26 protein-coding genes and 1 other RNA gene are annotated in these 25,693 nt (G+C 64.1%); 21 read left to right on the forward strand and 6 right to left on the reverse strand.

Annotated features, from left to right (window positions below; genetic code table 11):
• The first annotated feature begins 36 nt into the window (after positions 1 to 36).
• From pyrH to PQU89_RS10755, 19 genes are all read left to right on the forward strand, one after another.
• Complete coding sequence (gene pyrH, locus PQU89_RS10665) at positions 37 to 756, forward strand: UMP kinase (protein WP_120809503.1); 720 nt, start codon at positions 37 to 39, stop codon at positions 754 to 756.
• Between the two features lie 78 nt (positions 757 to 834).
• Positions 835 to 1,392, forward strand: a complete 558-nt coding sequence (gene frr / locus PQU89_RS10670; RefSeq protein ID WP_272765813.1) for a ribosome recycling factor — start codon at positions 835 to 837, stop codon at positions 1,390 to 1,392.
• A gap of 10 nt (positions 1,393 to 1,402) precedes the next feature.
• A complete protein-coding gene (gene uppS, locus PQU89_RS10675) occupies positions 1,403 to 2,152 on the forward strand; it encodes a polyprenyl diphosphate synthase (protein ID WP_272765814.1) in 750 nt (249 codons plus the stop codon).
• Between the two features lie 3 nt (positions 2,153 to 2,155).
• A complete protein-coding gene (locus tag PQU89_RS10680; RefSeq protein ID WP_272765815.1) occupies positions 2,156 to 2,959 on the forward strand; it encodes a phosphatidate cytidylyltransferase in 804 nt (267 codons plus the stop codon).
• A gap of 3 nt (positions 2,960 to 2,962) precedes the next feature.
• A complete protein-coding gene (ispC, locus tag PQU89_RS10685) occupies positions 2,963 to 4,144 on the forward strand; it encodes a 1-deoxy-D-xylulose-5-phosphate reductoisomerase (protein WP_272765816.1) in 1,182 nt (393 codons plus the stop codon).
• On the forward strand, positions 4,144 to 5,481 hold the full coding sequence (gene rseP, locus PQU89_RS10690; RefSeq protein WP_272765817.1) for an RIP metalloprotease RseP: 1,338 nt from the start codon (positions 4,144 to 4,146) through the stop codon (positions 5,479 to 5,481). The genes ispC and rseP overlap by 1 nt, the downstream gene beginning before the upstream one ends.
• Positions 5,482 to 5,494: 13 nt before the next feature.
• On the forward strand, positions 5,495 to 7,780 hold the full coding sequence (gene bamA, locus PQU89_RS10695; protein WP_272765818.1) for an outer membrane protein assembly factor BamA: 2,286 nt from the start codon (positions 5,495 to 5,497) through the stop codon (positions 7,778 to 7,780).
• A gap of 18 nt (positions 7,781 to 7,798) precedes the next feature.
• Entirely contained in the window at positions 7,799 to 8,284 is a 486-nt protein-coding gene (locus PQU89_RS10700; protein ID WP_272765819.1) for an OmpH/Skp family outer membrane protein, read from the forward strand.
• Between the two features lie 54 nt (positions 8,285 to 8,338).
• Positions 8,339 to 9,382, forward strand: coding sequence for a UDP-3-O-(3-hydroxymyristoyl)glucosamine N-acyltransferase (gene lpxD / locus PQU89_RS10705; protein ID WP_373322806.1), 1,044 nt, complete (start codon positions 8,339 to 8,341; stop codon positions 9,380 to 9,382).
• Positions 9,383 to 9,387: 5 nt separating this feature from the next.
• Positions 9,388 to 9,858: a 3-hydroxyacyl-ACP dehydratase FabZ gene (fabZ, locus tag PQU89_RS10710; RefSeq protein WP_047966500.1), complete on the forward strand. Its 471-nt coding sequence runs from the start codon at positions 9,388 to 9,390 to the stop codon at positions 9,856 to 9,858.
• Positions 9,859 to 9,860: 2 nt separating this feature from the next.
• Positions 9,861 to 10,637 carry an acyl-ACP--UDP-N-acetylglucosamine O-acyltransferase gene (gene lpxA / locus PQU89_RS10715; protein ID WP_047966499.1) on the forward strand — a complete coding sequence of 259 codons (777 nt, stop codon included), beginning with the start codon at positions 9,861 to 9,863 and terminating at the stop codon, positions 10,635 to 10,637.
• Positions 10,638 to 10,639: 2 nt separating this feature from the next.
• Positions 10,640 to 11,809: a lipid-A-disaccharide synthase gene (gene lpxB / locus PQU89_RS10720; protein WP_272765821.1), complete on the forward strand. Its 1,170-nt coding sequence runs from the start codon at positions 10,640 to 10,642 to the stop codon at positions 11,807 to 11,809.
• Entirely contained in the window at positions 11,803 to 12,387 is a 585-nt protein-coding gene (gene rnhB, locus PQU89_RS10725; protein ID WP_272765822.1) for a ribonuclease HII, read from the forward strand. Before lpxB ends, rnhB begins: the two co-directional genes overlap by 7 nt.
• Before the next feature lie 10 nt (positions 12,388 to 12,397).
• Positions 12,398 to 12,883 (forward strand): DNA-deoxyinosine glycosylase, encoded by a 486-nt coding sequence (locus PQU89_RS10730; RefSeq protein ID WP_272765823.1) that lies wholly within the window; start codon positions 12,398 to 12,400, stop codon positions 12,881 to 12,883.
• 41 nt (positions 12,884 to 12,924) lie between these two features.
• Positions 12,925 to 13,137 carry a hypothetical protein gene (locus tag PQU89_RS10735; RefSeq protein ID WP_272765824.1) on the forward strand — a complete coding sequence of 71 codons (213 nt, stop codon included), beginning with the start codon at positions 12,925 to 12,927 and terminating at the stop codon, positions 13,135 to 13,137.
• 74 nt (positions 13,138 to 13,211) lie between these two features.
• Complete coding sequence (locus PQU89_RS10740; protein WP_272765825.1) at positions 13,212 to 14,399, forward strand: molybdopterin molybdotransferase MoeA; 1,188 nt, start codon at positions 13,212 to 13,214, stop codon at positions 14,397 to 14,399.
• Complete coding sequence (locus tag PQU89_RS10745; protein WP_272765826.1) at positions 14,396 to 14,740, forward strand: 2Fe-2S iron-sulfur cluster-binding protein; 345 nt, start codon at positions 14,396 to 14,398, stop codon at positions 14,738 to 14,740. The genes PQU89_RS10740 and PQU89_RS10745 overlap by 4 nt, the downstream gene beginning before the upstream one ends.
• 69 nt (positions 14,741 to 14,809) lie before the next feature.
• Complete coding sequence (locus tag PQU89_RS10750; RefSeq protein WP_047966493.1) at positions 14,810 to 15,013, forward strand: hypothetical protein; 204 nt, start codon at positions 14,810 to 14,812, stop codon at positions 15,011 to 15,013.
• Positions 15,010 to 15,612: a 3'-5' exonuclease gene (locus PQU89_RS10755; RefSeq protein ID WP_272765827.1), complete on the forward strand. Its 603-nt coding sequence runs from the start codon at positions 15,010 to 15,012 to the stop codon at positions 15,610 to 15,612. Before PQU89_RS10750 ends, PQU89_RS10755 begins: the two co-directional genes overlap by 4 nt.
• A gap of 156 nt (positions 15,613 to 15,768) precedes the next feature.
• Here the strand turns inward: PQU89_RS10755 and PQU89_RS10760 are convergent, their stop codons facing one another.
• The 4 genes from PQU89_RS10760 to PQU89_RS10775 all read right to left on the reverse strand — a co-directional run bounded on the left by PQU89_RS10760 (position 15,769) and on the right by PQU89_RS10775 (position 21,549).
• Positions 15,769 to 17,466: a cation:proton antiporter domain-containing protein gene (locus PQU89_RS10760; RefSeq protein ID WP_272765828.1), complete on the reverse strand. Its 1,698-nt coding sequence runs from the start codon at positions 17,464 to 17,466 to the stop codon at positions 15,769 to 15,771.
• Between the two features lie 523 nt (positions 17,467 to 17,989).
• Positions 17,990 to 18,354: a transfer-messenger RNA gene (ssrA, locus tag PQU89_RS10765) on the reverse strand.
• A gap of 58 nt (positions 18,355 to 18,412) precedes the next feature.
• Positions 18,413 to 19,999 carry a diguanylate cyclase gene (locus PQU89_RS10770; protein ID WP_272765829.1) on the reverse strand — a complete coding sequence of 529 codons (1,587 nt, stop codon included), beginning with the start codon at positions 19,997 to 19,999 and terminating at the stop codon, positions 18,413 to 18,415.
• A 5-nt stretch (positions 20,000 to 20,004) separates the two neighbouring features.
• Positions 20,005 to 21,549 carry a FecR family protein gene (locus PQU89_RS10775; RefSeq protein ID WP_272765830.1) on the reverse strand — a complete coding sequence of 515 codons (1,545 nt, stop codon included), beginning with the start codon at positions 21,547 to 21,549 and terminating at the stop codon, positions 20,005 to 20,007.
• 234 nt (positions 21,550 to 21,783) lie between these two features.
• Between PQU89_RS10775 and PQU89_RS10780 the strand changes: the two genes are divergently transcribed.
• Entirely contained in the window at positions 21,784 to 21,954 is a 171-nt protein-coding gene (locus PQU89_RS10780; RefSeq protein WP_272765831.1) for a DUF3330 domain-containing protein, read from the forward strand.
• Between the two features lie 61 nt (positions 21,955 to 22,015).
• Here the strand turns inward: PQU89_RS10780 and PQU89_RS10785 are convergent, their stop codons facing one another.
• A complete protein-coding gene (locus PQU89_RS10785) occupies positions 22,016 to 22,666 on the reverse strand; it encodes an HAD family hydrolase (protein ID WP_272765832.1) in 651 nt (216 codons plus the stop codon).
• A gap of 72 nt (positions 22,667 to 22,738) precedes the next feature.
• On the reverse strand, positions 22,739 to 24,268 hold the full coding sequence (gene ilvA, locus PQU89_RS10790; protein WP_272765833.1) for a threonine ammonia-lyase, biosynthetic: 1,530 nt from the start codon (positions 24,266 to 24,268) through the stop codon (positions 22,739 to 22,741).
• A 234-nt stretch (positions 24,269 to 24,502) separates the two neighbouring features.
• Between ilvA and PQU89_RS10795 the strand changes: the two genes are divergently transcribed.
• Complete coding sequence (locus tag PQU89_RS10795) at positions 24,503 to 25,645, forward strand: D-alanyl-D-alanine carboxypeptidase family protein (RefSeq protein ID WP_272765834.1); 1,143 nt, start codon at positions 24,503 to 24,505, stop codon at positions 25,643 to 25,645.
• Positions 25,646 to 25,693: the final 48 nt, after the last annotated feature.

Genomic DNA, 25,693 nt, shown 5'->3' on the forward strand with positions numbered 1-25,693 from the left:
TGCAAATTGAATTCTAACCCCACGCCCGAGGTGATCATGAGCCAAGCTCCTGCCTATAAACGAATCTTGCTGAAATTGTCCGGTGAGGCCCTGATGGGTGATGACAGTTACGGGATCAACCGTGCCACCATCGAACAAATTGTCGGCCAGATCAAAGAAGTGGTGGCGATGGGGATCGAGGTGGGTATCGTCATTGGTGGCGGTAATATCTTCCGTGGCGTGGCGCCTGCCGCCGCAGGCATGGACCGCGCCACCGCCGACTACATGGGTATGATGGCGACGGTGATGAATGCGCTAGCGCTGAAGGATGCGATGACCAAGGTTGGCCTCATCGCCCGCGTGCAGTCGGCACTGACCATGCAGCAGATCGCCGAGCCTTACGTGCGCGGCAAGGCGATGCAGTACCTGGAAGAGGGCAAGGTCGTCATCTTCGCCGCCGGTACCGGCAACCCGTTCTTCACCACCGATACCGCTGCCGCGCTGCGCGGCATGGAAATGAACGTGGACATCATGCTGAAGGCGACCAAGGTGGACGGCGTGTACACCGATGACCCGAAGAAAAACCCGGATGCGGTGCGTTACCAGACGCTGACTTTCGACGAGGCCATCTCGCGCAACCTCAAGGTGATGGACGCGACCGCGTTTGCACTGTGCCGCGACCAGCAGCTGAATATCAAAGTGTTCAGCATCTTCAAGGACGGCGCGCTCAAGCGCGTGGTGCTTGGCGAAGACGAAGGCACGCTGGTACACTGCTGAGCCTAATGAATATGGATAGGGCGGAAGCGGCGTCAGCCGTTTTCCGCTTTGTTTTTTAGAGATACAACGGGAGTAATCATGATTAATGACGTGAAAAAATCGGCCGAGCACAAGATGCAAAAGACCCTCGAAACCTTCAAGGCAGACCTTGCCAAGGTGCGTACTGGTCGTGCCCATACCGGTCTGCTCGATCACGTCATGGTGGAGTACTATGGCAGTGACGTGCCGGTCAACCAGGTGGCCAACGTAACGCTGATCGACGCCCGTACCATCGGCGTACAGCCGTGGGAAAAGAACATGGCCGGCAAGATCGAAAAGGCCATCCGCGACTGTGATCTGGGCCTGAACCCGGCCAGCATGGGCGACCTGATCCGCGTGCCGATGCCGATGCTGACCGAAGAGCGCCGTAAGGATCTTATCAAGGTGGTGCGCAGCGAGGCCGAAGGCGCGCGCGTGTCGGTGCGCAATGTGCGTCGCGACTCCAACAACGACTTCAAGAACTTGCTCAAGGACAAGGCCATCACCGAGGACGAAGAGCGCCGCGGCCAGGACGAAATCCAGAAGCTGACCGACAGGTATACCGCCGAGATCGACAAGGCACTGGCGACCAAAGAAGCCGAACTGCTGGCCGTATAAGGGGTATCGCTTGTTCGCGAGTTCCACGCAGGATGTGCCCGAGGTACGACCCGTACCCCGGCATATCGCCATCATCATGGATGGCAACGGCCGCTGGGCCAAGAAACGCTTTCTGCCGCGCGTTGCCGGCCACAAGCGCGGACTGGAGGCGGTGCGCGACACCATCAAGGCCTGTGCCGACTTGGGCGTCGAATACCTGACCCTGTTCGCGTTCTCCACCGAAAACTGGCGCCGTCCGCCGGATGAGGTCAGCTTCCTGATGGGGCTGTTCATGACCGCGCTGGAGCGCGAGGTGGACAAGCTGCACCGCAACAACATCCGCCTGCACGTGATCGGTTCGCGCGAACGCTTCTCTGCCGAAATCGTCGAGCGTATCGAGCGGGCCGAGGCGCGCACCGCCGGCAATGCCGGTCTGGTGTTGACCATCGCCGCCGACTACGGCGGCCGCTGGGACATGATGCAGGCGGCCAACCGGCTGCTGGCGCAAGGCGCGACCCGGCTGGACGAGGCCGCCCTTGCGGCCAACCTGTCGATGGCCTACGCCCCGGAGCCGGACCTGTTCATCCGTACCGGCGGCGAGCAGCGCATCAGCAATTTTCTGCTGTGGCAGTTGGCCTACACCGAGTTGTTCTTCACCGATCTGCTGTGGCCGGACTTCGATGCACAGGCATTGACCTCGGCGGTGGCATCGTTCCAGTCTCGTGAGCGCCGTTTCGGCCGTACCAGCGAGCAACTGCCCGAAACCCAACGCCGAGGCTGAGTCATGCTCAAGACGCGTATTCTGACGGCGCTGGTACTGCTTCCGCTGATGCTGGCGGCGCTGTTTCTGTTCAACGGCGTGGCCTGGGCCGGTTTTTCCTGGCTGATCATTGTGCTGGCGCTGTGGGAGTTCGCTCGCATGGCCCGGCTTGCTGGTGCCGTGCGCTACGCTTATCTGGCGGTGTCGACTGTGGTTGCCGCCGGCCTGTGGCTGCAGGGCTTTGTCGCGCCGGCGGCGCTGATGGCGCTGTCGCTGCTGGTATGGCTGCTGCTGGCGCCGTGCTGGCTGGCCAAACGTTGGCCGCTGCCCACAGGCTGGCCGGCGATGCTGCTGGGTTGGCTGCTGTTGTTTCCGGCGTGGTTCGCCTTCCTGGCGTGGCGGCCGCAGGCGACTGTCGCCGATGGCCTGCAGCTGCTGGCGGTGATGGGGCTGGTGTGGGTGGCCGATATTGCCGCCTACTTTGCCGGCAAGGCCTTCGGCAAGCATAAACTGGCGCCGACGATCAGTCCCGGCAAGAGCTGGGAGGGGGTCGCCGGCGCGGTGGTCGGCGTGTCGCTGTACAGCTGGCTGGTGACACAATGGGGCTGGCTCAACGTGCCGCTGTCGCCGCTATGGCTGCTACCGCTGGCGATCGGCCTGACCGCGGTTAGTGTGGTCGGCGACCTGCTGGAATCCTGGTTCAAGCGCAGCGCCGGCATCAAGGACAGCAGCCAGCTGCTGCCGGGTCATGGCGGGGTGTACGACCGTATCGATAGCCTGATTGCCGTGCTGGCGGTGTCCCATGCGCTCCGTCTTTTGCTGGTCTGAATCATGAACCGTTCTCAAGGTATTACCGTACTCGGCGCCACCGGCAGCATCGGCGTCAACACCCTCGACGTGGTGGCTTGCCACCCCGGGCGTTATCACGTGGTGGCGCTGACCGCACATCACCAGGTCGACAAGCTGTTTGCGCAATGCCTGCAGTTCCGCCCCTTGCTGGCGGTGGTGGCCGATGCCGAGGCCGCCAGCCAGTTGCAGCAGCGGCTGCGCGACGCGGCGTGCCCGACCGAAGTGGCTTACGGCGAGGCGGCGCTGGAAATGGCGGCGACCCTGCCGGAGGCGGACATGGTGATGGCGGCCATCGTCGGTGCTGCCGGCCTGCGGCCAACGTTGGCCGCAGCGCGGCTGGGCAAGCGCATCCTGCTGGCGAACAAGGAGTCGCTGGTGGTCGCCGGCGAGCTGTTCATGCGCACCGTGCGTGACAGCGGCGCCGAACTGCTGCCGGTGGACAGCGAGCACAATGCGCTGTTCCAGGCGTTGCCGGCTGCCTATGACGGTAACCTCGACCGCAACGGCATCGAGCAGCTGATCCTGACCGCGTCCGGTGGCCCGTTCCGCCAGCGCGATGCCGCCAGCCTGCGCCACGTCACGCCCGACGACGCCTGCAATCATCCGAACTGGGTGATGGGGCGCAAGATTTCCGTCGACTCCGCCACCCTGATGAACAAGGGGTTGGAGGTGATCGAGGCGCACTGGCTGTTCAATGCCCCGGCCGACCGCATCGACGTGGTGGTGCACCCGCAAAGCGTGATCCACTCCATGGTGCGCTACAAGGACGGCTCGGTGCTGGCGCAGCTGGGTTCGCCCGACATGCGCACACCGATCGCCTATGCCATGAGCTGGCCGGAGCGTATCGCCGCACCGGTGAAGGTGCTGGACTTCCTGGCCCTGTCCGGGCTGACGTTCGAGGCGCCGGACCTGCAGCGCTTCCCCTGCCTGCGGCTGGCATTCGACGCCTTGCGCGCCGGCGGTGCCGCCTCGGCGGTGCTCAATGCCGCCAATGAAGTCGCCGTCGAGGCCTTCCTGCAGCAGCGCATTGCCTTCCTCGATATCCCCGTCCTGGTGGAGCGTGCACTGCAAACGCAAGACCTGTCTACCTGTCACGAACTGGAAGCCTTGCTGCAGCGCGACGCGGATACCCGTCGCCAGGTGCAGGCCTGGGTGGCCGCATAATGGCCTTGCTGGCCTTCCTGCTGGTGATTGGGGTGCTGGTCACCTTTCACGAGTTTGGCCACTATGTCGCCGCCCGCTATTGCGGAGTCAAGGTGCTGGAGTTTTCCATCGGCTTCGGCAAGCCGCTGCTGACCTGGCAGCGCGGTGAAACAAGCTGGAAGATCGGCTGGATTCCGCTGGGCGGCTTTGTGCGTATGCTCGACAGCCGCGAGGCGTCGGTGTCGGCAGAGGAGCTGCCGCGCGCCTTCAACCAGCGTCCGCCGTGGCAGAAAATCCTGATTTCGCTGGCCGGGCCGCTGGCCAATCTGCTGCTGGCGGTGCTGCTGTTCTTTGTGGTGATGCAGGGCGAGCAGACCCATCTGCTGCCCTACGTCGGCAGCGTCGCGCCACAGTCGGCGGCGGCGGCGGCCGGCGTGCTGCCCGGTGACCACATCCGGGCGGTCAACGATACCGAGATCGCCGACTGGCACGCGCTGCGCGGTGGACTCAGCGACGCCATCGCCCTTGATGGCCGCATGGTGCTGTACATCGCCCGCGATGGCGTGGACATGACGCTGGCGGTGGACTTGCCGGCATTCGGCCTGCAACAACTCAACGAGCAGAGCCTCGCCCGGCTCGGTTTGTCGCCGCTGCGTTACCATCTGGCACTGGGCGAGCTGGTGCCGGACGGCGCGGCGGCACGGGCCGGCCTGCGCCAGGGTGACCGCTTGCTGGGCGCGGATGGCCAGCCGCTGGCGTCGTGGCCGGCGTGGGTCCGCTATGTGCAGGCCCGCCCCGGGCAGGCCATCCGCTTGCGCATCCAGCGCGACGGCCAGTTGCGCGAGGTGGTGCTGACACCGGACAGCAGCGAGCACAACGGGCAAAAGGTTGGCCGCATCGGTGCCGGTGCACTGCCCGATGTGGCGTGGCAGCAGAAAATCGAACAGCAGGTGACGGTGGGGGCGGGCGAGGCGTTGCAACAGGCGCTGGCACGCACGGCTAGCCTCATGGCATCCAGTTTGCGTATGATTGGCGCGATGTTTACCGGCTCGGTGGCGCTGGAAGCGCTGAGCGGGCCGCTGACCATCGCCGACTATGCCGGCAAGAGCGCCGATCTGGGGCTTGTGCCGCTACTTGAATTCATGGCACTGATCAGTGTCAGTCTGGGGGTGTTCAACCTGTTACCGGTGCCGGTGCTGGATGGCGGGCACTTGCTGTATCATGTTGCGGAGTGGATACGCGGGCGACCGTTGCCCGATCGAGTATATGAAATCGGTCAGCGTTTGGGGATGGCTTTCATCATGACAGTCATGTTGCTGGCCCTGTTCAATGACTTCGGCCGGCTTTTTGCCGGCTAGGATTATAAAAACCATGAACAAACGCTTTCTTGTGGCGGCGCTTGCTGCCACGTTCCTGTCGCCGGCCTGGGCTGCCGACAGTTTTGTGATCAAGGATATTCGCGTTGAAGGCCTGCAGCGTACCGAGCCCGGTACCGTGTTCAGCTACCTTCCGCTCAAGGTGGGGGATACCTTCACCCAGCAGCAAGCCGCCGATGCCATCAAGGCGCTGTTCGCCACCGGTTTCTTTAACGACGTGCGCATCGAGACCGAGGGCGACGTGCTGATCCTGGCGGTCAGCGAGCGCCCGGTGATCGCGCAGTTGCAGATCAACGGTTCAAAGGAATTCAGCAAGGACCAGCTGGTCAAGGCATTGAAAGACAACGGTCTTGCCGAGTCGCGCATCTTTGATCAGGGTTTGCTGGACCAGGCGGTGCAGGAACTGAAACGCCAATATTTCAGCAAGGGCAAGTACTCGGTCGAAATCCAGCCGCAACTGACGCGACTGGAGCGTAACCGTGTGGCGGTGACGCTGGACATCGTGGAAGGCATTACCGCCAAGATCCGCGACATTCGCATCGTCGGTGCCAAGGCGTTCGAGCAGGACGAGCTGCTGGAAGAAATGGCGCTGACCCCGTCGGGCTGGCTGTCGTGGCTGTCTCGTTCCGACCAGTATTCGCGTCAGCAGTTGTCTGCCGATCTGGAGAAGCTGCGAGCCTTCTACCAGAATCAGGGCTACGTCGAGTTCAATATCGAATCGACGCAGGTGGCGATCAGTGCCGACAAGAAGGACATGTTCGTTACCGTCAACATCCGCGAGGGCGAACAGTTCCGCATTGCTGATGTCCGTCTCGGCGGCGATTTGAAGCTGCCAGAAGCGGAGCTGCGCAAGCTGCTGCTGGTGAAACAGGGTGACCTATTCAACCGCGAGCAGGTCAACGAAACCGTGACCGCGCTGTCCGACCGGCTGGGTGCGGAAGGCTACGCCTTCGCCAACGTCAACGTCGCCCCGGAAGTGGACGCCAAGACGAAGCAGGTGACGCTGACCTTCTTCGTCGACCCAGGTCGTCTCACCTCGGTACGTCGTGTCAGCATCGCCGGCAACACCCGTACCCGTGACGAAGTGATCCGGCGCGAGTTGCGTCAGCTGGAAAGCGCGCAATACAACGGCGAGGGCGTCAAGCGCAGCAAGGAACGTCTGGAGCTGCTCGGCTACTTCGAAAGCGTCAACATTGAAACCCCGCCGGTGGTTGACACTCCGGACCAGGTGGACATGAACGTGACGGTGAAGGAACGCCCGACCGGTTCCATTCAGGCCGGTATCGGTTTTGCCCAAGGCGACGGCCTGCAACTGAGCGCCTCGGTGTCGCAGGCCAATGTGCTGGGTTCCGGCAAGTCGCTGTCGGTCAGCTTTGCCAACGGCAAGACCAGCAAGAACGCGTCGATCTCGTTTACCGATCCGTACTACACCGTCGATGGTGTCAGTCTTGGCTATGACCTGTACAGCCGCAGCTACAACCCGCAAAAGGCGGACCGCGCCCAGTACAGCACCAAGACCACCGGTCTGGCCGCCCGCTTCGGGGTGCCGATTACCGAGTACGATCGCATCAGCTTCAGCTTCGGAGCTGAAAATACCACCATCAAGCTGTATGAAGACAGTCCAGAGCGCTACGAGGACTTCGTTGCCCAGTACGGTGCCAGCAACATGACCGTGCTGGCCTCCGCCGGCTGGTCGCGCGATACCCGTGATAGCGCCTTGTGGCCGACGCGCGGTGCCAGCATGAGCGTGTCTGCCGATGCAGGTCTGCCGGGTGGCGACATCCAGTATTATCGTCTGTCGCACAACCAGACCTGGTTCTGGCCGCTATCGAAGAACTACACGCTGGCGCTGGGCGGCGAAATCGGTATGGCCAACGGCTATGGCCGGACCAGCCGCTTGCCGTTCTTCCAGAACTACTACATAGGTGGTATCGGTTCGGTGCGCGGCTACGACAACGGCAGCCTCGGTCCGCTGGACAGCAATGGCGATGCCCTGGGCGGTACCCGCAAGCTGTCGTTCTCGGCAGAACTGCTGTTCCCGTTCCCCGGCATGAAGGATAATCGCAGCCTGCGCAGCAGCGTGTTCTTTGATGGCGGTACGCTGTGGGATGACAAGGACAAGTCGGTGACGGCATCGAGCGGCGCGCGCTACTCGACCGGCTTGGCACTGTCGTGGTTGTCGCCGGTGGGGCCGATGAAGTTCAGCTACGCGTTCCCGATTGGCAGCAAAGAAACCGACAAGTTGCAGCGCTTCCAGTTTACATTGGGGCAGGTTTTCTAAGGATTCAGGGTGGCAAGAATGATGCTGAAAGCAGTGCTTTGCAGTGTTGGGCTGGTGCTGGCGATGCCGGCGTCTGCGGCCGACTTCAAGATGGGCTACGTCAATACCGAACGCGTTTATCGCGAGGCGGCACCGGCGGTCAATGCCCAGAAAAAATTGGAAAAGGAGTTCGCGGTACGCGAGGCGGATCTGAAGCGCCTGGCGGCCAAGGGCAAGGAGCTGGAAGCCGGCATCGCCCGCAACAAGGTGCCGGAAGCCGAGCGCAAGGCGATGGAGCGTGATCTGGCCGCCACCGAGCGCGAGTATGCCGCCAAGATGCGCGACTTCCGCGACGATCTGAACCAGCGCCGCAACGAGGAGTTCGCGTCGGTGCAGGAGCGTGCCAATCGCATTATCAAAACCATCGCCGATCGCGAGCAGTACGACGTGATCCTGCAGGACGTGGTGTACGTCAACCCCAGGCACGACATTACCGGCAAGGTCCTGAAAGAGCTGGAAAAGTAAGCCGGCACCGTCCGCCTTGTTACCTGAAGCCGACTCCTGTCGGCTTCGTTTTTGATGCATACCATGAAACTATCAGCAATTGTGGCCGCCCTGGGCGGCGAGCTGCGTGGCGACGATCGCGACATCCTGCGCCTGGCGCCGATGGACGAGGCCGGGGCGAGTGACATCACCTTCCTGGCCAATCCCAAGTACCGCAGCCAGCTTGCGGCCACCTCGGCGGCAGCGGTGATCGTGAAGCCGGCGCTGGCGGAAGAGGCGGCCAAGGTTGGCCGCAGCCTGATCCTGGCGGCGGATCCGTACCTGTATTTTGCCAGGGTGGCGCGGCTGTTCAGCCCGTTGCCGCTGGCGCGTGGCGGCGTGCACCCGCGCGCGGTGGTGGCCGAGGGCTGCCACATCGCCGCCAGCAGCGAGGTGCGCGAGCTGGTCAGCATCGGTCGCAACGTGACCATCGGCGAGCGCTGCATCCTGCATCCCGGCGTGGTGATCGGCGACGATGTCTGCCTCGGCGACGAAGTGGTGCTCTATCCCAATGTGGTCGTCTATCACGGCTGCCGCCTGGGTTCGCGGGTGATGGTGCACGCCGGGGCGGTAATCGGTGCCGACGGTTTCGGCCTAGCCTGGAACAGCGACCGCTGGTTCAAGATTCCGCAAACCGGTGTGGTGGTAATCGCCGACGATGTCGAAATCGGTGCCAATACCACCATCGACCGTGGCGCGCTGTCCGATACCGTGATCGGCGAGGGCGCCAAGCTCGACAACCAGATCCAGATCGCGCACAACGTGACGGTCGGCCCCCACACCGCGATGGCCGGTTGCGCCGCGGTGGCCGGCAGCACCCGCATCGGCGCGCGCTGCACCATCGGCGGTGCCGCGCGCATCATCGGCCATCTGGAGATCGCCGACGGCACCCATGTCGGCGCCGGTACCCTGATTTCCAAATCCATCCGCAAGGCGGATGCCTACACCGCGGTCTACCCGATGGCGACGCACAAGGAGTGGCTGGCCAACGCCGCCCATGTCCGCCATCTGGACGGCCTGGTGACCCGTGTCAAACAACTTGAAAAAGCGCTGAGCACAGCGCAACAGAACAAGGACTGAACAGAATGACTGAAGCCGTATCTGCCGAAAACTGCGCCGTATCGATCGATGTACGCGAGATCATGCGTTACCTGCCGCACCGTTACCCGTTCCTGCTGGTAGACCGCGTCACCGAGTTCGAGGCCAACAAGCGCATCAAGGCGTTGAAGAACGTCACCATCAACGAGCCGTTCTTCATGGGCCACTTCGAGCAGTATCCGGTGATGCCGGGCGTGCTGATCATCGAGGCGCTGGCGCAGGCCGCCGGCATCCTGTCGATCCGCAGCGTTGGCGAGCGTCCGGAAAACGAACTGTACTTCTTCGTCGGCATCGATAGCGCGCGCTTCAAGCGCCAGGTGGTGCCGGGCGACCAGCTGGTGCTGGAAGTGGAACAGCTGTCGATGAAGCGCGGCATTGCCAAATACAACGCCCGCGCCCTGGTCGACGGCCAGGTAGCGTGCGAGGCGCAGATCATGTGCGCAAAACGCGAGGTGTAAGCATGGCCATTCATCCGACTGCCATCATCGCTGACGGGGCGCAGATCGCCCCCGACGTCGAAATCGGCGCATACAGCATCATCGGCGCCAATGTCAGCATCGACAGCGGCACCTGGGTCGGCCCGCACGTGGTGATCGAAGGCCATACCCGCATCGGCAAGAACAACCGCATTTTCCAGTTCTGCTCGCTGGGCGCGATGCCGCAGGACAAGAAGTACGCGGGTGAGCCGACACGGCTGGAAATCGGCGACAACAACACCATCCGCGAATTCTGCACCTTCAACATTGGCACCGCGCAGGATGGCGGTGTGACCCGCATCGGCAACGACAACTGGATCATGGCCTATGTCCATCTGGCGCACGACTGCCAGGTCGGTAATCACACCATCTTCGCCAACAACGCGACGCTGGCCGGCCACGTGCACATCGGCGACTGGGTGATCCTGGGCGGCTTCACCAGCGTGCACCAGTTCTGCCATATCGGCGCCCACGCCATGACCGCGTTCTCCAGCGCGGTGGCGCAGGACGTGCCGCCGTACGTGATGGCGCACGGCAACCGTGCGGTGCCGTCCGGAATCAATGCCGAGGGCCTCAAGCGTCGCGGCTTTACTGCCGAGCAGATCCGCAACATCCGCAACGCCTACAAGTCGCTGTATCGCAAGGGCCTGTCGTTTGACGAGGCCAAGGCCGAGATCACGGCGCAGGCGGCGGAAGGCCGGGACGAGCTGGCGCTGTTCGTGCAATTCTTTGACACCGCGGGCCGGGGCATCATCCGTTAACCATGACTGAAAAGCTGTTTGCCCGTCCGGCCCGGCTCAAGGTCGCCATGGTGGCCGGCGAAGCCTCCGGCGACCTGCTCGGCGCCCACCTGATGGATGCGCTGAAAGCGGCGCATCCCGATATCGCTTTCGCCGGCATCGGCGGGCCGCGCATGCTGGCGCGCGGCTTTGTCAGCCAGGTGCCGCAGGAGCGGCTGGCGGTGCGCGGCTATGTCGAGGTGCTGAAGTGCCTGCTGCCGCTGCTGCGCATCCGTCGCCGCCTGCGCGACACGCTGCTGGCGGAAAAACCGGACGTGTTCATCGGCATCGACGCACCGGACTTCAACCTGCAGCTGGAAAAATGGCTGAAGCAGGCCGGCATTCCCACCGCGCACTACGTCAGCCCGTCGGTGTGGGCGTGGCGTCCGGAGCGGGTGGTGAAGATCGGCGAATCGGCGGATCAGGTGCTGTGTCTGTTCCCGATGGAAAAGCCGCTGTACGACGCTGCCGGCGTCAACGCCACCTTTGTCGGCCATCCGCTGGCCGGCGAAATCGCGATGCAGCCGGACCGTGAGGCAATGCGCGACCAGCTCGGCCTGCCGCGCGACGTGCCGGTGTTTGCCTTGCTGCCGGGCAGCCGCAAGAGCGAGCTGGATTACATGGGCGGGCTGTACATCGAGACCGCGCGCCTGCTGTTGCAGCAATTCCCCGATGCGCAATTCCTGGTGCCGCTGGCGACGCGGCCAACCCTGGACCAGTTCGACCGACTGCTGTCCGAGCACAAGGCGTGGGACCTGCCGATCCGCAAGCTGATCGGCCACGCGCAGATGGCGATGATCGCCGCCGACGTGGTACTGGTCACCAGCGGCACCGCGACGCTGGAAGTGGCGCTGACCAAGCGCCCGATGGTGATCAGCTACAAGCTGTCGTGGCTGACCTACCAGCTGGTCAAGCGCAAGCTGAAGCTGCCCTATGTCGGGCTGCCCAATATCCTTGCCAAGCGCTTCGTGGTGCCGGAGCTGCTGCAGCACGAGGCGACGCCGGCCAAGCTGGCCGCGGCGGTGGCCAACCTATATCAGAATACCGAGGCGCGCGACGAGGTGGTCAGCACCTTCACCGAGCTGCACCGCTCGCTGCAGCAGGACTCGGCACGCCTGGCGGCGCAGGCCATCCTCAAGTTGGCCGCATGCTGATCTGCGGCGTGGACGAGGCCGGGCGCGGGCCGCTGATCGGTTCGGTGTTCACCGCCGCGGTGATCCTCGACCCGGCGCGGCCGATCGCCGGCCTCGCCGACTCCAAGAAGCTGAGCGAAGCCCGGCGCGAGGCGCTGGCGCTGGAAATCAAGGACAAGGCGCTGGCCTGGTGTATCGCCTTTGCCTCGGCCGCCGAGATCGATCAGCTGAACATCTTCCAGGCCACCATGCTGGCGATGGTGCGCGCCGTCGACGGCCTGGCGATCATGCCGGGCAAGGTGCTGATCGACGGCAACAAGATTCCGAAGACGCTGACGCTGCCGGCGGAAGCCATCGTCAAGGGCGACGCCAAGGTGCAGGAAATCTCCGCCGCCTCGATCCTGGCCAAGACCGCGCGCGATGCGGAGATGATCGCGCTCGACCGCCTGCATCCGCAGTACGGCTTTGCCCGCCACAAGGGCTATCCCACCGCGGAACACCTGACCGCACTGCAGCAGGCCGGGGTGCTGGCCGAGCACCGCCGCAGCTTCGCCCCGGTGCGCGAGGCGCTGGGGCTGGCACAGGGCAGCCTGTTTTAAGGTTGGCAGCATGCGCAAGACCAGTTTCCCTCCCGTCGTTGATGCCGACACCCGCCTGCTGATCCTCGGCTCGCTGCCGGGCGACGCTTCGCTGGCGGCGGCGCAGTACTACGCGCACCCGCGCAACCAGTTTTGGCGGTTGCTGTCGGCGATCGGCGCGGTGGAGCTGAGCGCGCTGGCCTACCCGCAGCGGCTGGCGGCGCTGCAGGCGCTGGGCGTCGGCTTGTGGGACGTGGTGGCCTCGGCGCAGCGCCGTGGCAGCCTCGACAGTGACATCCGCGAGGTGGCGTTCAACCCGTTGTCTGAGCTGCTGGCGACGCTGCCGGCGCTGCAGGCAGTGGCCTTCAACGGCAAGACCGCCGCCAAGGCGGCGCCGACCCTGGCTGCCAGCGGCCTCGACATCCTGCTGCTGCCGTCGTCCAGTCCGGCGCTGACCACGCCGTTCGAGAGAAAACTTGCCGAGTGGCAAGTGCTTGGCCGATATATCCTTCAATAAGCAGCCCGCTGCCGTGCGCGCGGCGGGTCGGGAGGAAGGCCATGAACCATTACTGCATCTGGTTTGTCAGTCCCGATGATGCCGCCACCCGCCGTGCCGAGGTGACGCTGGACGGCACCATCCACAGCCATCGCGTGCTGGAGGAGATCGAGGCGCGCATCGCGCGCGACTGCGGCCTCAGCACCATCCTTATCACCCACTGGCAGCGCTTCGAGGCGCCGCCGGCGACGCTGCCGCTGGGGCGCGCCGCCTGATCCGCCAAGCGGCGGATGTCCGCCTCGCCGCGTCTGTGAGAAGATGCGGCTTTCTCTTGCTCCGGTTTCCCATCATGCAAACAGTTGACCAAACCCGTGACTGGCTGCTTTCGCGTGCCCGTGTCGTCGATGCCATCGAGCAGGTTCCGCTGCTGGATGCCGCCGGCCGCGTGCTGGCGCGCGAGCTTGTCTCGACGCTGGACGTGCCACCCCATGACAACAGTGCGATGGACGGCTACGCCGTGCGCGCCGCCGATGCGGCCAACGTTTTGCCGGTCAGCCAGCGCATTCCGGCCGGTACGCTGCCGCAGGCACTGGCCGCCGCCAGCGCGGCGCGCATCTTTACCGGTGCGGTGATCCCGCCGCAGGCCGACGCGGTGGTGATGCAGGAACAGGCCGAGCTGCAGGCTGATGGCAGCGTGCGCTTCACCGCGCCGGTAACGGCCGGGCAGAACATCCGCCGTCGCGGTGAGGACATCGCCGTCGGCCAAGTGGTGCTGGCCTGCGGCCAACGTTTGCGCGATGCCGACCTCGGCGTCGCCGCCGCCATCGGCCAGCCGCAGCTGGCAGTATTTCGCCGCCTGAAGGTGGCGGTGTTCTTCACCGGCGACGAGTTGGTGGAGCCGGGTGAGGCGGCACCGGCCGGCAAGATCTACAACTCCAACCGCTACTGGCTGGTGCCGGCGCTGCGCCAGCTCGGCTGCGAGGTGATCGATCTGGGCATCATCGCCGACCAGCTGGATGCCACCCGCGCCGCGCTGCGCGATGCCGCCGCGCGTGCCGACGTGGTGATGACCTGCGGCGGGGTGTCGGTGGGGGAGGAGGACCACGTCAAGGCGGCGGTGGAGGCCGAGGGCGAGCTGCAGCTGTGGAAGATCGCGATCAAGCCGGGCAAGCCGCTGGCCAGCGGCCGCATCGGCGACGCCGACTTCATCGGCCTGCCCGGCAACCCGGTGTCCGGTTATGTCACCTTTGCGGTGCTGGTGCGCGATTTCCTGCGCGCGCGCATGGGCGAAACGGTACAAGGTTGGCCGCAACCGCGCCGGCTGCCGGCCGCCTTCGACTGGCTCAAGCCGGACCAGAAGCGCGAGGAATTCCTGCGCGTGCGCATCGTGACGCAGGACGGCGTCCAGCAGCTGCAGCGCTTCGCCAACCAGGGCTCCGGGGTGCTGACCTCCTGCGCCTGGGCCGACGGCCTGGTGCGCCTGCAGCCGGGGCAGAGCGTGCAGCCGGGCGACCTGCTGCCGGTATATCCGCTGTGACCACACTGCAATTCCTGCGCGACGGACAGCCGCTGGCCGAGGTCGACGCCTGTGCCGGCGACCTGCTGATCGACGTCGCGCGCTTTCACGAGGTGCCGCTGCACTGGCGCTGCGGGCAGGGCACCTGTGGCACCTGCGCGGTGCACATCGCGCACGCCGGTCAGCCGGCCACGGTCAAGGTTGGCCGCAAGGAGCGCAACGTGCTGCTGCGCGCCGGCTTGATCGACGCCGCACAGGCGGCGGCCGACACCTGGCCGGACACGCCGCAGACGGTGCGGCTGGCCTGTCATCTGCTGGTCACCGATGCGCCGTGGCAGATTACGTTGCCGCAAGATAGTTAAGCCGCTGCCGCCAAAGCCGCGTACAATGCGCGGCTGTTTTTTATGTTGACGATTCAAGAGGATACGGCGATGGCCAAGAAGAAAGACCACGATCTGGACGACGAAACCCTGGCACTGCTGGCCTGGTGCGAAGAAGTCGAAGGCTTCCTGGTCGCCGGTGGTGCTACCCTGGCGCAGGCGCAGGAACACATCGAAGAGCAGGCCGAGTGGTTTACCGACCAGTTCTACGACGGCCTGAGCCCGGAAGAAGCCGCCAAGGCCGCACTGGCATGATCGAACGTGTGGCCGTGATCGACTTCGAAACCACCGGCATCACGCCGGGGCGGGAGGGGCGGGCTACGGAAATTGGTATCGTGATGCTGGAGGGCGGCGCCATCGTCGACCGTTTCCAGAGCCTGATGAATGCCGGTGTGCGCGTGCCGCCGATGATCGAGCAGCTGACCGGCATCAGCAACGCCATGCTGCGCTCGGCGCCGACTGCGGCGAGCGTGATGCGCGATGCGGCCAACTTCGTCGGCCGTACCCCGCTGGTGGCGCACAATGCCAGCTTCGACCGCAAGTTCTGGGATTTCGAGCTGGCGCAATGCGGGCTGACGCGGACGCAGGAATTCGCCTGCACCCTGTTGCTGTCGCGCCGGCTGCTGCCGCAGGCGCCGGATCACAAGCTGGGCACGCTGACCCGCTGGGCCGGGCTGCCGGCCACCGGCCGCGCCCACCGCGCACTGGCCGATGCCGAGATGGCGGCCAACCTGCTGCTGCACCTTGGCCAGACTGTGGCGCGCAGCTGTCGCCAGCCGGTGAATCACGCCTTGCTGTGCAAGCTGCAGGCCGTCACCGCAGCCAAGGTGCCGCAGTTCCTGCAGCAGCACTGAAAGTCTGTTCACGACCTGCGACTTGATCTCAACGGGGCGATACGGCATTAAAAACGGCTTCGGCACGCTTGTTTATGTCTGGATAAACGCCGCTTCCTCGGCCATTTTCGTCTTGTCATGATCTAGCTCGCGGGATCGTGAACACGCTCTGAGTCCTTAATGCAGCACCGGCCGGAAGCGCCCGGCGATGTGCTGCGCCATGCCGTCGGCCAGCACCTGTTTTTCCAGGAATACATGGCCGCGGTGCTCGCTCTCCAGCAACATGCCTTCCTCCTCGTTACCGGTGCGCAGGATGACCTCGATCGCCGGATTCAGGGTGCGGGCAATCTGGATCATCTGCCGGGTCTTGAAGATGTCCGGCGCGGTCACTACCAGCATGCTGGCGCGGGCGACATGCGCCTGAATCAGCACCGCCGCCTCGGCGGCGTCGCCGCACACCGCCGGAATGTGGCTGGCGCGCAGCAATTCGATCAGCTCGCGGTTCTCGTCGGCCACCACGTAAGGGATTGCCAGCCGGTCGAGCTGGCTGGCGATGCGCTGCCCCACCTGACCGTAGCCCACCAGCACCACCTGACCCGTGAGCAGCGCCTGGTCGACCGACATCGGCAGCTCGGCCAGCGGGTCGTCGCGCCGTTCCAGCTTCTGAGCCAGCGGCGAGTGCTGGCGCAGCCAGTTCTGCAGCGGCGCAATGCAGCCAAACAGCGCAGCGTTGAGCGCGATCGAGATCAGCGCGCCGGCCAGGATCAGGCTTTGCCCGGCCGCCGACAGCAGGCCCAGGCTCATGCCGAGGCCGGCAAGGATGAAGGAAAACTCGCCGATCTGCGCTAGGCTGACGCCGACCGTCAGCGCGGTATTCAGCGGATAGCGGAACAGCAGCACCAGCGCGATGGCGGCAATGGTCTTGCCCAGCATGATGATGGCGACCACCGCCAGCACCTTCAGCGGTTCCTGCAGCAGGATCGCCGGGTCGAACAGCATGCCCACCGATACGAAGAACAGTACCGAGAAGGCATCGCGCAGCGGCAGCGACTCGTCGGCGGCGCGGTGACTGAACTCCGACTCGCGCATCATCATGCCGGCAAAGAACGCGCCCAGTGCAAACGACACGTCGAACAGCTTGGCCGAGCCCAGCGCCACGCACAACGCCGCGGCGATCACGCACAGCGTGAACAGCTCGCGTGAGCCGGTGCGGGCCACCAGCCACAGCAGCCGCGGAAACAGGCGGCGGCCGACGATCAGCATCAGCGCGATGAAGGCGGCGACCTTGGCCAGTGTGATCAGCAGTGTCATGCCCATGCCGTTGCCGGCGCCGTTCGCGGCCTCGCCGCCTAGCAGGCCGCTCAGCGGTGGCAGCAGCACCAGCACCAGCACCATGGCGAGGTCTTCCACGATCAGCCAGCCGACGGCGATACGGCCGTTGACGCTGTCCAGCACCCCCCGGTCCTCCAGTGCCCGTAGCAGCACCACGGTACTGGCCACCGACAGGCACAAGCCGAACACCAGTGCCTCGCCCGCCGGCCAGCCCCACCACAGCGCCGTCGCCGCGCCCAGTGCGGTGGCCACCGCGATCTGCACGACGGCACCCGGCACCGAAATGCGCTTCACCGCCATCAGGTCCGACAGCGAGAAGTGCAGGCCAACGCCGAACATCAGCAACATCACGCCGATCTCGGACAATTGACCGGCCAGCGCCACATCGGCGACAAAACCGGGCGTGGAAGGGCCGATCAGCACCCCTGCCAGCAAATAGCCGACCAGTGGCGGCATGGCCAGGCGCGTGGCGGCATAGCCGAACAGCATGGCCAGGCCCAGCCCGGCGGCGATAGTGGAGATCAGGGAGATATCGTGCGGCATCGCTTTCCTTTTATGAATCGAACAGTCAATGACAAGGATAGTTAACCCGGTGTAGTCCGGAAACGGGATGTTGGCCAGCATGGATGCAGCCATATTGGCTGGCCCGGTTTATCTGGGTTGACTACTGATTGACTATCTCAGGCTGACAAGTTCCTGAAATATCTTGAAATTACCGTGCTAATCATGAAAAACCGGATTTTTAGACGATTAATATCGGGATATGGCTAGTTTTTATAGTTTATGAATATGGAACGCAGGTGAGCCGAGGTGATAGGGGGCGCTACTGGATGAACCTTGCGATGGCGACTGTTCTAACTACCAAGGGAAAAGCCCGGCGATGGCAACTGGTTTGTGCCAAAACAAGCGCAAATTATGCGGTGGAGTAGGGCGATTGTCTGTGACAAAAGCAGCGCAAAACTGTGCCAAAAATAACGCGAAGTTACAACGACCTCAAAAAGCCCAAAAAAATAGCCCACACGAGGTGGGCTATTTTTGCTAAGTCGTTGATTTGACTTGATGTTGGTGGTGGAGGCGGCGGGAATCGAACCCGCGTCCGGAAATCCTACACAGAGAGTTCTACATACTTAGTCGTGTCATTTGGATTTAACCTCCACTACGCCGACGGACAGGCTGAGCTTTGGCGAGTTACCTTTTGGTTCGCATTGTGCCAAGTAACCCGACACAACACTAGCAGATGTAGAGTGACACTACAGGGTTTTGACGCCCCCGGCCCATCTGCGAACCGTTGTAGTGTCTAGCCGGCCGTTAGGCTGCTAGAGCGTAGTTTTCGTCGTTTGCGACTAAATAAATTCAGTGTTTTACGGGAAGTCTGAGATCCCGGTATGCCCTCTTCTGCTTCGCAACCCCCGTCGAAACCAGGTCGCCCCCACATCTGAAGAACTTCAGTATACCTGAAGGTATAGCCACGCGCCAGTAGTGGCTTGATTCAATTCGCGATTTCGGCGCAGTCGCGGCCGTTGTGCTTGGCTCGGTACAGCGCCTTGTCGGCTTTCTCGAACAGGCTGCGCACGGTGTCGCTGGCCTGCGGCACTTGTGACAGCACGCCGATGCTGCACGAGGCGCGGCCAACAGGGCTTTGCTGGTGGGGGATCTGCAGCAGCAGCAGTTGCTGGCGCAGGGTGGCGGCAATGTCCAGCGCCTGCTCGCGGCTGGCGCCGGGCAGCAGGATGGCGAACTCCTCGCCGCCGATGCGCGCGGCGAGGTCATGGCTGTTGCGGACGGCTTTTTCGACGACAGTGGCGATCTTTTTCAGCACGTCGTCACCGGCGGCGTGGCCGTAGTGGTCGTTGTAGCGCTTGAAGTAGTCAACATCGATGATGAGCAGGGCCAGCGGTTTGCGCGTCAGTTGCGCCTGTTGCAGGGTGAAGATGAAGCGGTCGTCAAAGTGGTGACGGTTGGCGAGGCCGGTCAGCTTGTCGGTGAGGGCGAGGCGCTTGAAGTGGCTCTGCTGCAGGAAGTAGTCGGTCACCGTGGCCAGCATGAGTAGCGTGATCAGCGAGGCCAGCGGCAGATACAGTTGCTGCACTTGCAGCAGCAATACGCCGCCTGCCAGCAGGATGGCACTATAGATGGCGACCGCATGGATGCTTTTTTCGCGGTAGCGCCGGCGCAGCAGGCATTGCCACAGCAGTGTCAGCCCGAGCAGCAGCGGCGGCAGGTAGGCGGCGTCCAGCGGCCTGACCAGGTTCTGGCTTTGCAGCGCCTGGGTGGTGGCGGCGTTGATGACGACCCCGCTGCTTGCCGGCCAGTCGGCCTGCATCGGTGTCAGGTGGCTGTCGCCGAGGCCGGAGGCGGTGGCGCCGATGAGCACGGTCTTGCCGGCCAGCGCCTCGATGGGGCCGTTGTGGTTGAGGATATCGACAAAGGAGAGGCTGGGAAAGCCGAGCTCGCCGTCCAGATGCGGCAACAGTCGTTCGTCGTGGCGCTGCCAGCGATTGTTGAGCACCGGAGTGTCCAGTGCCATGACCGGTGGCGGCAGGCCGGCCAGCAGGGCGGTAAATGCCGGCCAGCGTGGCTGGCCCAGGCCGCTGGCGAGATAGGTGCGGCGGATTAGACCGTCCTGGTCCAGTGGGTAATCCATCATGCCGATGCCCTTGGCGGCATCGGCAAACATCCGCAGCGGCAGGGTCTCCACCAGCTGGTTGTTGCTGACCTCGGGGACGGCGGGCAGGAACACCTTGCCGTTGCGGCGCAGGGCGTCGACCAGGGCTTGGTCGGATTCGGGGTTGGCCGATGGTTCGGCCAGTACCAGGTCCAGGCCGACGGCCCGGGCATTGTCCAGTTTGTCGATGGCGCCGGCCAGCAGTTCGCGCGGCCATGGCCAGCGCCCCAGTTCGGCCAGGCTTTTCTCGTCGATGGCCACGATGACGATATCGTCGCTGGCCGCTTGCGCCAGCAGCTGCCCGAGCCGGTCCTGGAACCAGAGATCGAGGCGGTTGGGTAGCAGGCTGACCAGTAGCACCAGTGCCGGGAGGATGAAGGCAGGCAGGCGCTTGGGAGTGTGGGGGCGCATGCTGTTCAGTCTAGCAGCAGGATGTCATCCGGCTCTTGTGCCAGATAGCCATCGGGGGTGGTGACGCGATAGCTGACCCGGTAGCGGCCGGGGAACAGGCGCTCAGCCAGCTGCCAGCGCGGGGTATCTCCATCCAGTTGCAGCGGCGCCTGCGGCTGGTCGAGCTGGGTCAGCCGCAGCTGGTAGCGGGTGTTGGCCAGCGGGTAAGGGCGGGCGCTGAGCGTGGTGCCGCGGTAATGGCTGGCCCGCCACCAGCCGGTGTCGGCCTGCAGGCGGTAGGTCTGGCTGTAGGGACCGGCCTGCTGCTTGGCGTCCAGGCGGGCGATCTGCCAGAACCAGTGGCCGCCGTCCGGCAGGGTGAGGCGATTGTCCTGTCGCGAGAAGTCATGCAGCAGCGGCTGGTTGAACGCCGCATCCCGCGCCAGCCGCAGCCGGTAACGGCTGCCGGCATCGCCGCTGACCACAAAACGCACGTCAAGGCTGCGCAGGCGGGCGTCGGGGGCCGGGCTGACGACCAGCGGCGGGGTCGGAAAGGCGTGGACGCGGAAGTTCTGGCTGGCAACGCGGCCTTGCAGGCCATTGTCCAGCTCGCTGCGTGCCAGCAGCCGGTACTCGCCGTTGTCCAGCGCCGGATAGCTGTGATTGGTGGTGGCCGTGGTGTCGCCGACGATGCGGCGTTCCGGGGCGGTGCGCAGCAATTGCACGGGGTAGCGGCTGATGCCGGTCACCGGCGGCCACTGCAGGATGGCTGGTGAAAACGCCTGCGTGCCGTCCAGCTGGCCCAGTGCTGGCGGTGGCGGCAGCGCCGTGCTCTTGCCCGGCACCTCGCCGCGACGGGTGACGCTGCCGAAACCGCCGCCGATCTGTTCGCTGTAGCCGGCGGCGCTGACCTCCACCTGGCCCTCGCTCACTTCGGTGGCGGAGCGGCTGTCGTCGTCGACATTGACGCGGAAGATGGTGCCGCGCACCGCGGTAATCGCGCTGGGGGTCTGGATGGTGTGGCGGTTGGGCATCAGCGGGTTCTTGCTGACATGGTTGTCGACGCTGCCGCGCTCGATATTCAGCCACGTGGCGTTGGCGCCGGTGCTCGGGTAGTGCACTGCCTGCTGGATGGTGAAGCGGGCGTTGGCGCCGATGCTGACCAGGCTGCCGTCTTCCAGCAGCAGCTTCAGCAGACTGTTGGGGCCGGTGCTGATGATGTGGCCGGCCTGCAGCGGATAGCTGTTGCCGTTGACCAGCGCCGTTTGCTGCTTGCCGTTGCCGAGGCTGGCGCTGCCGATCAGGTCGGTCACCGTGGCCTTGCCGGTGTGTTGCCGCATCCACTGTGTCGGGATGCGCACCACGCTGCCGGGCGTCAGGACATAAGGATCGCGGATGGCGTTTTTCTGCTGCAGCGTCGGGACGTGGGCAATCGAGCGGAGGTGCTGGCGGGCGATGCTCCACAGCGTGTCGCCACGCTGCACGGTATAGCGCCATTCGTCGGTGTCGGCAGCCTGGGCCAGATGGGGGAGGCACAGCAAAAGTGGCAGCAGGGTCGGTAGAGAACGCATGGGTGTGATCGGCAGGCTGTTTTTATCAACTTGGCATTATAAGTGCTTGAAGCGCGCCGTGGTGGATATCGCGGTGTGCAGTGCTGCTTGCTGGCCAAGGGGGAGAGCTGCCGTGCGGTATTGCGGCCGGGTGATGCGTAGCTAAGCTATTGACGGCATTGTGATAATTGATTTCCCTTGGTACGCCGGCTGGCCTAGCGTTAAAACAGGGTTGTTGATTGCAGGGAGTGTGTCATGGATACCGTGTTGGAGTGCAGCGTCTGTCTCGACAGCCTGCCGCCCGATAGTGGCGAGTGCGAGGTGACCGACTATGTGGCGCATTACTGCGGCCTGAGCTGCTATGTGCGCTGGCACCAGCATGAAGTGCCGGGCGCGCCGCCGCCGGTGGTGGAATTGCCTGGCTGAGGTATTCGGAGGTGGCAAAAGGTTGGCCGCAATGCCGTGATGGCATGGCGGCCTTGTCGTGTCAGGGCAGGTGGGACAGCAGCGCTAGTGGCTGGTCGATGGTGATGTCGGCCTGCCAGCTGTCGGTATCGTCGCTGTCGGCGATATAGCCCCAGTTGACCAGCACCGTTTTCATGCCGACCGCGTGACCGGCCTGGATGTCACGCTCGGCGTCGCCGACATACAGGCAGTGCTCCGGCGCGATGTCGATCTGCTGCGCCGCGTGCAGCATCGGCGCCGGATCCGGCTTGGCGATGCCGACGGTGTCGCCGCTGACCACCACCGCCGGTGGCACCGCAAACGGCAGCGCCGGCACCAGTCGGTCGGTAAAGCGCATCGGCTTGTTGGTGACGATGCCCCACTTCAGGCCGCGGGCGTCGATCTCGCGCAGCAGCGCGTTGATATCGTCAAACAGCACTGTTTCGTCGGCAAAACTGTGTTCGTACAGGTCCAGGAAGCGCAGCCGGTATTCCTCGAAGCGCGGGTGGCTCTTGTCGATGCCGAAGCCCAGGCTGACCAGGCCGCGGGCGCCGTGGCTGGCGATCGGGCGCACCGCTTCGTACGGTTGCGGCGGCAGGCCTTCTTCGGCCAGCAGGCGGTTGAGGGCGGCGCCCAGGTCGCGGGCGGTGTCGGCCAGGGTGCCGTCAAGGTCAAACAGTACGGCCTTGATCATGATTGCTGCAGTCTCCAGTAATGGCTTGCGGCCAACCTTGGGACAAGGTTGGCCGCAAGCGGGCGGGGCGGTTCAGCGGACGGTCTTGCCGAGGAACAGCTTGTACGCCGGGTTGTTGGTTTCTTCCACGCACGGGTAGCCGAGGCTGTCGAGGAATTGCTGGAATGCGGCATTGTCCTCGCTTGGCACCTGGATGCCGACCAGCACGCGGGCGTAGTCGGCGCCGTGATTGCGGTAGTGGAACAGGCTGATGTTCCAGTTGGTGTGCATCGCCTCCAGGAAGCGCATCAGCGCGCCCGGACGCTCCGGGAACTCGAAGCGGAATACGCGCTCGTCTTTCAGTTGCGGCGCGTGGCCGCCGACCAGGTGGCGGATGTGCAGCTTGGCCAGCTCGTTGTCGGTCAGGTCGAGGCCGTCCAGCTCGTTGGCTTGCAGGTCGGTCACGATGCGGGCCACGTCTTCCTTGCCGCTGATCTGCACCCCGACAAACACGTGGGCGATGCTTGGATCGGCAAAGCGGTAGTTGAACTCGGTGATGTTGCGGTTGCCGACTACGCTGCAGAACTTCTTGAAGCTGCCCGGCTTCTCCGGGATGGTGACCGCGATCACCGCCTCGCGCCGCTCGCCCAGCTCGGAGCGCTCCGACACGTGGCGCAGGCGGTCGAAGTTCATGTTGGCGCCGCAGTTGATGGCGACAAAGGTCTTGCCGCTGCAGCCTTCGCGCTCGATATAGGTCTTGACCGCCGCCACCGCCAGCGCGCCGGCCGGCTCGGTGATGGAGCGGGTGTCCTCGAAGATGTCCTTGATCGCGGCGCAGATGGCGTCGGTATCGACCAGCATGATCTCGTCCAGCAGCTCGCGGCAGATGCGGAAGGTTTCCTCGCCCACCAGCTTCACCGCCACGCCGTCGGCGAACAGACCGACATCCTTCAGCTCGACGCGGTGGCCGGCCTCGATCGACTGCTTCATGGCGTCGGAATCGACCGGCTGCACGCCGATGATTTTGATTTCCGGCTTCAGTCGCTTGATGTAGCTGGCGACGCCGGCGGCCAGACCGCCACCGCCGATGGCGACGAACACCGCGTCGATCGGGCCGGGGTGCTGGCGCAGGATTTCCATGCCGATGGTGCCCTGGCCGGCGATCACGTCCGGATCGTCGAACGGCGGGATGTAGGTCATGCCGTTTTCGGCCACCAGTTTCATGGTGTGCTGGTAGGCGTCGCTGAACGATTCGCCGGCCAGTACCACCTTGCCGCCGCGGCGGGTGACGCCGTCGATCTTGACCTGCGGGGTGGTGACCGGCATCACGATGGTGGCTTCACAGCCGATGCGCTGCGCCGACAGTGCCACGCCCTGCGCGTGGTTGCCGGCGCTGGCGGTAATCACGCCGCGGGCCAGCTGTTCCGGTGTCAGCTTGGACATCTTGTTGTAGGCGCCGCGCAGCTTGAACGAGAACACCGGCTGCAAGTCTTCGCGCTTGAGCAGAATGGTGTTGCCGGTGCGGCGGCTGAGGTTGGCCGCCACGTCCAGCGGGCTCTCGATGGCCACGTCGTAGACGTTGGAAGTAAGAATGCGTTCTAGATAGTCCTTGGGATGCGGCATGGTGATCGGTGTCCGGATGATGTCTTTTTTTGTGAATCACCAGATTAACAGGAACCAAGTGCCAGCGAAAAGCGCCGTAAGGCAAAGATTGCTGCATTGCGGCGGCGGTCGGCGCGGCGCGCGGGCTTGTTTTGTAAAGAAAAACCTGCGTTGTGGCGCGAATGAAGCGCGGGCTTGGGTGTATAATCCCCGCCTGCTTTGCCTTGAACCCACCCTAATCGTGTTTTGCCTCTGATGAAAAAGATTACCTCTGCACTGCTTGTAGCCGCCCTGTCTCTCTCTACGCTGGCCCAGGCCAGTACCGCTTTCGTGCCGCCGGTGCCGGAAATCGCGGGCAAGGCGTATTTCCTGATGGACTATCAGAGTGGCCAGATCATCGCGGCCCGCGATCCGGACATGCGTGTCGAACCCGCCTCGCTGACCAAGCTGATGACGGCCTATCTCACCTTCAAGGCGCTGAAGGAAAAACGCCTGACGCTGGAACAGACGCTGACCGTGTCGCAGGTGGGCTGGAAGCAGGAAGGCTCGCGCATGTTCCTCGACCCGAAAGTGCCGGTCACGGTCGACAACCTGATCAAGGGCATGATCGTGCAGTCCGGCAACGACGCCTGCGTGACACTGGCCGAAGCCATTGCCGGCAGCGAACAGGTGTTCGCGCAGATGATGACGGCCGAAGCCAAGCGTCTTGGCATGAAGGCCAGCAACTTCAAGAATTCCACCGGCCTGCCGGACCCTGAGCACTTTACCTCGGTGCGCGATCTGGCGACGCTGTCGGCGGCGATCATCCATGATTTTCCGCAGTACTACCCGACCTATTCGATCAAGTCGTTTACCTATAACAACATCACCCAGCCTAACCGCAACCTGCTGCTGTACCGCGACCCGAACGTGGACGGCATGAAGACCGGTCACACCGAGGGCGCCGGCTACAACCTGATTGCCTCCAGCCGCCGCGACGGTCGCCGCGTGCTGTCGGTGGTGGTCGGCACCGCCAGCCCGGAAGCGCGCGCGGTGGAAAGCTCGAAATTGCTCAACTACGGCTTGCAGTTTTTCGAAACGCCCAAATTGTATACTGCCGGACAAACCGTCTCGACGCTGCCGGTCTACAAGGGTGCCGCCTCCGAGCTGGCCATCGGCTTTGACCGCGACGTGCACATCACCGTCAGCAAGGGGGCAAGCAGCCGCCTGAAGGCGGAAATGAAGACACTGCAGCCGGTGATCGCGCCGATCAAGCTGGGCCAGGAGGTCGGCAAGCTGACCGTGTCGCTGGACGGCAAGGTACTGCTGGAGCGCCCGGTACAGGCCTTGAAGGCGGTGGAAGAGGGTGGCTTCTTCAGCCGCCTGTGGGACAGCATCAAGTTGTGGCTGGGCTGGTAAGCCGCCACGCAAGGTTGACCGCAGCTGACTGCGGCCAACCTTGAACAT

Origin of the sequence: Vogesella indigofera, assembly GCF_028548395.1 — a bacterium.
Lineage (GTDB): Bacteria > Pseudomonadota > Gammaproteobacteria > Burkholderiales > Chromobacteriaceae > Vogesella > Vogesella indigofera_A.

Coding starts and splice junctions, on each gene's coding strand:
- PQU89_RS10780 (WP_272765831.1), top strand. CDS start 21,784: ATGGATACCGTGTTGGAGTGCAGCGTCTGTCTCGACAGCCTGCCGCCC.
- lpxD (WP_373322806.1), top strand. CDS start 8,339: ATGCATACCATGAAACTATCAGCAATTGTGGCCGCCCTGGGCGGCGAG.
- PQU89_RS10700 (WP_272765819.1), top strand. CDS start 7,799: ATGATGCTGAAAGCAGTGCTTTGCAGTGTTGGGCTGGTGCTGGCGATG.
- PQU89_RS10795 (WP_272765834.1), top strand. CDS start 24,503: ATGAAAAAGATTACCTCTGCACTGCTTGTAGCCGCCCTGTCTCTCTCT.
- PQU89_RS10680 (WP_272765815.1), top strand. CDS start 2,156: ATGCTCAAGACGCGTATTCTGACGGCGCTGGTACTGCTTCCGCTGATG.
- pyrH (WP_120809503.1), top strand. CDS start 37: ATGAGCCAAGCTCCTGCCTATAAACGAATCTTGCTGAAATTGTCCGGT.
- rseP (WP_272765817.1), top strand. CDS start 4,144: ATGGCCTTGCTGGCCTTCCTGCTGGTGATTGGGGTGCTGGTCACCTTT.
- PQU89_RS10750 (WP_047966493.1), top strand. CDS start 14,810: ATGGCCAAGAAGAAAGACCACGATCTGGACGACGAAACCCTGGCACTG.
- PQU89_RS10775 (WP_272765830.1), bottom strand. CDS start 21,549: ATGCGTTCTCTACCGACCCTGCTGCCACTTTTGCTGTGCCTCCCCCAT.
- PQU89_RS10735 (WP_272765824.1), top strand. CDS start 12,925: ATGAACCATTACTGCATCTGGTTTGTCAGTCCCGATGATGCCGCCACC.
- lpxB (WP_272765821.1), top strand. CDS start 10,640: ATGACTGAAAAGCTGTTTGCCCGTCCGGCCCGGCTCAAGGTCGCCATG.
- PQU89_RS10770 (WP_272765829.1), bottom strand. CDS start 19,999: ATGCGCCCCCACACTCCCAAGCGCCTGCCTGCCTTCATCCTCCCGGCA.
- PQU89_RS10740 (WP_272765825.1), top strand. CDS start 13,212: ATGCAAACAGTTGACCAAACCCGTGACTGGCTGCTTTCGCGTGCCCGT.
- ilvA (WP_272765833.1), bottom strand. CDS start 24,268: ATGCCGCATCCCAAGGACTATCTAGAACGCATTCTTACTTCCAACGTC.
- ispC (WP_272765816.1), top strand. CDS start 2,963: ATGAACCGTTCTCAAGGTATTACCGTACTCGGCGCCACCGGCAGCATC.
- fabZ (WP_047966500.1), top strand. CDS start 9,388: ATGACTGAAGCCGTATCTGCCGAAAACTGCGCCGTATCGATCGATGTA.
- PQU89_RS10785 (WP_272765832.1), bottom strand. CDS start 22,666: ATGATCAAGGCCGTACTGTTTGACCTTGACGGCACCCTGGCCGACACC.
- PQU89_RS10760 (WP_272765828.1), bottom strand. CDS start 17,466: ATGCCGCACGATATCTCCCTGATCTCCACTATCGCCGCCGGGCTGGGC.
- lpxA (WP_047966499.1), top strand. CDS start 9,861: ATGGCCATTCATCCGACTGCCATCATCGCTGACGGGGCGCAGATCGCC.
- PQU89_RS10755 (WP_272765827.1), top strand. CDS start 15,010: ATGATCGAACGTGTGGCCGTGATCGACTTCGAAACCACCGGCATCACG.
- frr (WP_272765813.1), top strand. CDS start 835: ATGATTAATGACGTGAAAAAATCGGCCGAGCACAAGATGCAAAAGACC.
- rnhB (WP_272765822.1), top strand. CDS start 11,803: ATGCTGATCTGCGGCGTGGACGAGGCCGGGCGCGGGCCGCTGATCGGT.
- bamA (WP_272765818.1), top strand. CDS start 5,495: ATGAACAAACGCTTTCTTGTGGCGGCGCTTGCTGCCACGTTCCTGTCG.
- PQU89_RS10730 (WP_272765823.1), top strand. CDS start 12,398: ATGCGCAAGACCAGTTTCCCTCCCGTCGTTGATGCCGACACCCGCCTG.